The organism is Paenibacillus sp. J22FR5 (genome assembly GCF_059691975.1).
The window spans coordinates 1-1,247 of record NZ_JCAUAN010000077.1 but is presented as its reverse complement, the minus strand read 5'-3'; the positions used below and the strand labels follow the sequence as shown (position 1 = coordinate 1,247).

Genomic DNA, 1,247 nt, shown 5'->3' with positions numbered 1-1,247 from the left:
CTCATCCCCGAATTTTTCAACATTCGTGGGTTCGGGCCTCCAGTGAGTGTTACCTCACCTTCACCCTGGACAGGGGTAGATCACACGGTTTCGGGTCTACGTCCACGTACTCAAGCGCCCTATTCAGACTCGCTTTCGCTGCGGCTCCGTCTTTTCAACTTAACCTCGCACGGGAACGTAACTCGCCGGTTCATTCTACAAAAGGCACGCCATCACCCATATAGAGGGCTCTGACTTTTTGTAAGCACACGGTTTCAGGTTCTTTTTCACTCCGCTTCCGCGGTGCTTTTCACCTTTCCCTCACGGTACTGCTTCACTATCGGTCACTAGGGAGTATTTAGCCTTGGCAGATGGTCCTGCCGGATTCCGACGGGGTTTCACGTGACCCGCCGTACTCAGGATACCTCTAGGGGTTTCGTTCAGTTTGGGCTACAGGGCTTTTACCTTCTATGCCGGACCTTTCCAGATCACTTCGCCTACCAAACTAACCCCATGTCGAGGTCCTACAACCCCAAGGAGCAAGCTCCTTGGTTTGGGCTATTCCGCTTTCGCTCGCCGCTACTGACGGAATCACTTTTGTTTTCTTTTCCTCCAGGTACTTAGATGTTTCAGTTCCCTGGGTATGCCTCCAACGTAGCTATGTATTCACTACATGGTAACTGCGCATTACCACAGCTGGGTTCCCCCATTCGGACATCCCCGGATCAAAGCCTGCTTACGGCTCCCCGAGGCATTTCGTCGTTCGCCACGTCCTTCTTCGGCTCCTAGTGCCTAGGCATCCTCCGTGTGCTCTTTCTAGCTTAACCATTTATAGGGATCTTTGATGAAATCAAAGTCTCTCCTATTGAAAGAGTTAAAGATTTTGCAAGATCCGTTAGAATCAAGCAACCTAAGTTCTTACTTTACGTTTTTGTTTCGTTATCTAGTTTTCAAGGAACAAAGTGTTTGAAGGTAAATTCATCCTTCAAAACTGAACACGAGTGAGTAAGCGATTTGTGTGCTAAGCACACTTGACTGGATCTATCAGATCCGAGTCTCCATAGAAAGGAGGTGATCCAGCCGCACCTTCCGATACGGCTACCTTGTTACGACTTCACCCCAATCATCTACCCCACCTTCGGCGGCTGGCTCCCTTGCGGGTTACCCCACCGACTTCGGGTGTTGTAAACTCTCGTGGTGTGACGGGCGGTGTGTACAAGACCCGGGAACGTATTCACCGCGGCATGCTGATCCGCGATTACTAGCAA

2 rRNA genes are annotated in these 1,247 nt (G+C 50.5%); both read right to left on the bottom strand.

Going from position 1 to position 1,247, the window contains the following annotated elements:
• Positions 1-806 (bottom strand): 23S ribosomal RNA (locus AC58P7_RS33430); the annotation flags it as partial.
• Between the two features lie 237 nt (positions 807-1,043).
• A 16S ribosomal RNA gene (locus tag AC58P7_RS33425) occupies positions 1,044-1,247 on the bottom strand; the annotation flags it as partial.